This window comes from Cognataquiflexum nitidum (assembly GCF_022538055.1).
Taxonomy (GTDB): Bacteria; Bacteroidota; Bacteroidia; order Cytophagales; family Cyclobacteriaceae; genus Cognataquiflexum; species Cognataquiflexum nitidum.
This window is the reverse complement of record NZ_JAKZAM010000064.1, coordinates 1-5,294: the sequence shown is the minus strand read 5'-3', so window position 1 is coordinate 5,294 and position 5,294 is coordinate 1. Positions and strand designations below refer to the sequence as shown.

6 protein-coding genes are annotated in these 5,294 nt (G+C 67.7%); 5 read left to right on the top strand and 1 reads right to left on the bottom strand.

Annotated features, from left to right (window positions below; translation table 11 throughout):
- The first annotated feature begins 186 nt into the window (after nt 1–186).
- From MMU07_RS21470 to MMU07_RS21460, 3 genes are read left to right on the top strand one after another with little or no spacing between them, the layout of a single operon-like run.
- Entirely contained in the window at nt 187–1,482 is a 1,296-nt protein-coding gene (locus tag MMU07_RS21470) for an ISL3 family transposase (protein ID WP_241128666.1), read from the top strand.
- A 33-nt stretch (nt 1,483–1,515) separates the two neighbouring features.
- Entirely contained in the window at nt 1,516–2,049 is a 534-nt protein-coding gene (locus MMU07_RS21465; protein WP_241128665.1) for a hypothetical protein, read from the top strand.
- Nucleotides 2,046–3,059, top strand: a complete 1,014-nt coding sequence (locus MMU07_RS21460) for an IS3 family transposase (protein ID WP_241128664.1) — start codon at nt 2,046–2,048, stop codon at nt 3,057–3,059. Before MMU07_RS21465 ends, MMU07_RS21460 begins: the two co-directional genes overlap by 4 nt.
- A 127-nt stretch (nt 3,060–3,186) precedes the next feature.
- Here the strand turns inward: MMU07_RS21460 and MMU07_RS21455 are convergent, their stop codons facing one another.
- Nucleotides 3,187–4,077, bottom strand: coding sequence for a DUF3109 family protein (locus tag MMU07_RS21455; RefSeq protein ID WP_241128663.1), 891 nt, complete (start codon nt 4,075–4,077; stop codon nt 3,187–3,189).
- 33 nt (nt 4,078–4,110) lie between these two features.
- On the opposite strand from MMU07_RS21455, the gene MMU07_RS21450 reads away from it, so the two are divergent.
- Entirely contained in the window at nt 4,111–5,058 is a 948-nt protein-coding gene (locus tag MMU07_RS21450) for a Ppx/GppA family phosphatase (protein WP_336246214.1), read from the top strand.
- 1 nt (nt 5,059) lies between these two features.
- The coding region (locus tag MMU07_RS21445) for a hypothetical protein (RefSeq protein WP_241128662.1) at nt 5,060–5,294 on the top strand (235 nt) is incomplete at its 3' end.

Below are 5,294 nucleotides of genomic sequence, written 5' to 3'. Positions count from 1 at the left end.
CGCCGGACCCACAGACTCAGATCCCACCAGCGTTGATGAGCAAGACCCAGTTCGACGAGTGGCTTGCGCGAAAAAGGGCTCTCCTGACTTTTCCGTGGGTCCGTTGACCGTCTGAGATAGGTGCACGCCGTTCTCGCTTTAGGTTCTTGGTGTGTCTAATACCAGAACTTCAGAGCGGAGAACGGCGTGCGAGATGTCAGCCTATGGCGTGCGGTGCTGGGCGTCGAGAAGACCGTCATCGAGGACATCGAGTTCGATGAGCAGTCGCAGATCGTCGTGGCGCATGTGCGACCACGACGCGCTGGTCGGGGCCGGTGCGGGGTGTGTGGAGTCCGGGCGGCGCGGTACGACAACGGGGAAGGTCGTCGCCGGTGGCGCAGCCTGGATATGGGCACCACGATGGTTTTCCTCGAGGCCGATTCCCCTCGGGTGAGTTGCCCTGAGCATGGCCCGACGGTGCGGCAAGTGCCGTGGGCCCGCCACGCAGCCGGCCACACCTATCGGTTCGATCAGCAGGTCGCGTGGCTGGCCACCCAGTGCTCCAAATCGGCAGTCACCCAATTGATGCGGATCGCCTGGCGCACCGTCGGGGCGATCATCACCCGGGTGTGGGCCGACACCGCCGCCGGCATCGACCCGCTGGCCGGACTCCGCCGGATCGGGATCGACGAAATCTCCTACAAGCGCAACTACAAGTATCTGACCATCGTGGTCGACCACGACACCGGCCGGCTGGTGTGGGTCGGCATCGGCCGCGACAAGGCCACCGTGCGGGCTTTCTTCCAGGCGCTGGGGCCGGAGCGGTGCGCCCAGATCACGCACGTCACCGCTGATGGCGCCAAGTGGATCGGCGACGTCGTCGGCGAGGCCTGCCCCGCTGCGGTGCGCTGCACCGATCCGTTCCACGTGGTCAAGTGGGCCACTGACGCCCTGGACGAAGTGCGCCGGAACGTGTGGAACGCCGCCCGCGGCGACAGGCAGCAGCTGCGGGCACGGCGCATGGCCAACAAGGTCAACCGAGCCCGCGGCCACGCACAGCAGGTCAAACACGCCCGCTACGCCCTGTGGAAGAACCCCGAGAATCTGACCACTCGGCAAGCGGCGAAACTCGCGTGGATCGCGAAGTGCGAACCCACCCTGCACCGCGCCTACCTGCTCAAAGAGGGCCTCCGGCTGGTGTTCCGCCTGCCTATCGACGAAGCCGAGACAGCGCTGGAAGCGTGGATCAGCTGGGCCAGACGATGCCGCATAGAACGGTTCGTCCACCTCCAACGCACCATCTGTACCTACAGGACAGAAATCCTCGCCTCGATCGAACACGGTCTATCCAACGGACTGATCGAATCGGTCAACACCAAGATCCGACTCATCACCCGAATGGCCTTCGGATTCCGCTCACCCGAAGCACTCATCGCCCTGGCCATGCTCAACCTCGGCGGCCACCGCCCAGCACTCCCCGGCCGCCAGAACACCCACGGATAAGTCAGGAGAGCCCGAAATCCGCTACTCCCCTGCGTGATCCGCTACCCGAATTCGTTTGTTGCCAACCTGTTGGTGAGACAGGTTGGCAACGAACGCGGGGATCGGAGTAGACGGATGATCTCGACCCCTATTGGAACGACGGCCACGGGCAAGCGCAGTTTCCCGGTGGCCTTTCGGATTGAATTCCTGGCGGCCTGGGACGAATGTGTCGGTCATGGAGACAAAGCACATTTGCTGCGCGAGCACGGACTGGCCACGGCCACGGTCAAGCGATGGCTCGATGCCCGGGCCCAGGGCCGGTTCGACACCTCGGTGGAGGCAGCGATGAGTAAGAACGCCGACCGCACCCCGAGTCAGGATCGGGCCGAGGTGGCCAGACTGCGCCGGGAGAACGAACGGCTCCAGGAGAAGCTGCGCAACGCCGAGGTGGCGCAGGAGATCATGGGAAAAGCCTACGAGCTCTTGCAGGGGATCGACCTGAGCTCGCCGGACCCACAGACTCAGATCCCACCAGCGTTGATGAGCAAGACCCAGTTCGACGAGTGGCTTGCGCGAAAAAGGCTGTGATCGCCGAGACGATCACCGAACTGGCCCAGCGGGCGAAGGTGGACGTGGCGCCGACGTGCAAGCTGCTGGGCATGGCGCGATCGACCTACTACCGCCTGGCCAGGGGTTACCAGCACTACCGGCGGGTGACAGACCCGATCCCGCACACGCAACGTCGGCAGCCCGCGGCGTTGACCGAGGCCGAGAAGACCCAGGCGCTGCAAGCACTCGACGATCCTGATCAGGCCGATGCCTCGGTCGTGCAGGTGTACTGGAGCTCATTCGATGCCGGCCGGGTGAGTTGTTCGCAGTCCACGTTCTACCGCATCGCCCGAGCCCACAATCTGGTCGGTGACCGGCGCCCGGGCCGGCACGGTGGCCACGGGCCCGGACGGCCCAAGCCCGTCGCCGCCGCAGCTGCTGCCGGGGACCTGTGGTCCTGGGACATCACCATGCTGCGCGGTCCCGGCCGGCAGTTGTACCGGCTGTACCTGGCCATCGACGTCTACTCGCGCTACCCGGTCGCCTGGCGCATCGAGACCCGCGAAGACACCGCCCTGGCGGTTGAGATGTTCCTGGACGCCTTCGACCGCCACGGCGCCCCGATACTGCTGCACGCAGACAACGGAGCCGCGATGAGGGCGCGCGACCTGGCCACCGCACTCGATGCCGCAGCGGTGGGCCGGTCGTACTCCCGGCCCCGGGTCAGCAACGACAACCCGTTCTCCGAGGCCTTGTTCAAGACCATCAAGTACGACCTGGACCACCCAGACCGGTTCGACTCCCTCGACCATGCCCGCGCGTGGACCGCCGATTTCCTGCACCGCTACGCCACCGGCCACCACCACAGCGGGCTCGGCAGATGCACCCCACAGCAGGTCTTCACCGGCACCGCCGAGCACATCCACCGAACCCGCCAAGCACGCCTGGACCACATCGCCGCCACCCACCCAGAACGCTTCCGGACACCTCCGCAAGCGCCACCACTACCGCAACCCACCGGAATCAACACCTGTCTCAAAACAGGTTGACAACTTCCGATTCCGGGTAGCGAGGCTGGCAGATGAGTAGCGGATCCCGGGGGAGGGGCGGTTGGCCGGGGGGAGTAGCGGATCCGGGGGAGGCGCCGCGGATCCGGGTCAGGCGCCGCGGTTCCGGTCAGGCGCCGCAGGTTCGGCCCGCCTGCGCACGCCCCGCCTGCGCACGCCCCGCCTGCGCACGCTCGGTGGCGGGGTGCACGGCGACGATCCCCAGCTGGCCGCGGCGCCTGCACGCCGCCGCCAGCATCTCGTAACACTCGGCCCCCAGCAGGCCGATCAGCTCGTCGCGCAGGGAGACGTACACCGGCTCTGCCCCGACGTGTGCCTCGGGCGAGCCGGTGCAGTACCAGTCGAGGTCCAGGCCGCCGGGGCCCCAGCCGCGGCGGTCGTACTCGCCGATACGGGTGTGGAGGACCTCCACCTCGTCGGCCCGCGTCTCCCACTCCTGCGTCCGGCGGATGGGAAGCTGCCAACACACGTCCGGTTTGGCCTCGGGCAGGGTCCGGCCCGAGCGCGCCGCCATGTGGTGGAGGGCGCAGCCCGACCCCGCCGGCCAGCCCGGATCGTTGAAGAACACGCACCTGCCGCCGTGGCGACGGGTGCGCAGAGCGGGCTCGGGCTCGCCGTCGTCCCCGGTGAGTTCGTCCTCCTCCAGCCACGGTTCCAGATCGCCGCCCTCGGCCACTGCTGCCTCCAGAGCGGCCTCCCGGTGCTGCCAGTCCCCGGGCCCCAGGAGCGCGACGTTTACTTTCAGTCGTTCGCGGTCGTCGTCGTCGCACAGAAACGCTCCGTGGGTACAGCAGCCCGAATCGGGCTGGCCGGCCTCGATGCCGTGACAGGCGGGGGTGCCGAAGACGCAGGTCCACGAGGACAGCAGCCAGGTCATGTCCGCGGAGACCAGGTGCTCGTCGTTCGCGGGGTCCGGGAACGTGTACCACTCGCGGGGGAAGTCGAGGGGGACTTCGGGGACGGGCGCGCCCGGGGTGCTGGTGCGTTCGGTGGCGGTCACAACCTGCGACCGTAGACCGTTTAGGGTAGGCGTGTGAGATTAGGTGTCCTGGACGTCGGGAGCAACACGGTCCATTTCGTGGTGGTCGACGCCCATCGTGGCGGGCACCCCACGCCCATGAACGACTCCAAGACCCGGTTGCGCCTGATCGAATACCTCGATGAGGACGACAACATCTCCAAGACGGGCGTCGCCCGACTAATCGACGCGGTCAACGAGGCCGCCGATCTGGCCAAGGCCACCAAGTGCCGCGAGGTCATGGCGTTGGCGACCTCGGCGGTGCGCGACGCCGCCAATTCGGACGCGGTGCTCGAGAAGGTCGAGAAGGAGACCGGTATCGAGCTGCGCGTGCTTTCCGGCGAGGACGAGGCGCGCATGACCTTCCTGGCCGCCCGCCGCTGGTTCGGCTGGAGCGCCGGTCGGATCGTCAACCTCGACATCGGTGGTGGTTCTCTGGAGCTGACCAGCGGGGAGGACGAGCTGCCCGAGCACGCCTACAGCCTGCCGCTGGGCGCCGGCCGACTGACACACGACTGGTTCAAGACCGATCCGCCGGAACGCAAGCGCATCAACCAGCTGCGTGACTTCATCGACGCCGAGCTGGAGGGCCCCGCCAGGGAACTGCGGGCGGCCGGCACCCCTGACCTGGCCTGCGCCACCTCCAAGACGTTCCGCACGCTGGCGCGGCTCACCGGAGCGGCGCCGTCGTCGGAGGGACCCCGGGTCGAGCGGATCCTCACGGCGTCGGGTCTGCGGCAGGTGATCGCCTTTATCTCTCGCATGACGGCCGCCGACAGGGCAGAGTTGGAGGGCATCAGCTCTGACCGGTCCCATCAGGTGGTCGCGGGAGCGCTGGTGGCGGAGGCGTCGATGAGGGCTCTGGGGTTGGAAAGTGTGAAAATCTGCCCGTGGGCTCTACGGGAGGGGCTCATTCTGCAGCGTCTCGACCGGGACGCGGGCGGCGACGGAAAGGGGAGCTGAGATGGCCGAGGATCAGGACGGTCAGCAGATCACCGTGGCGGAGCTGCTCAAGCGCATGGGCGCGGAGCAGCCGGCCGCGGCCGCACCGACGGGTCGCCGGCACCGGCGGGCCGACGAGAGCGGTAGCGGTGTGAGCGTCTCCGAGCTCACCGGCGAGATCCCGCGGATCACCGACGACACCGAGCTCAGCAGCCGCGCCGCGCGCCGTCGGGCCCGCGAGGCGGAGGAGGCGGCCG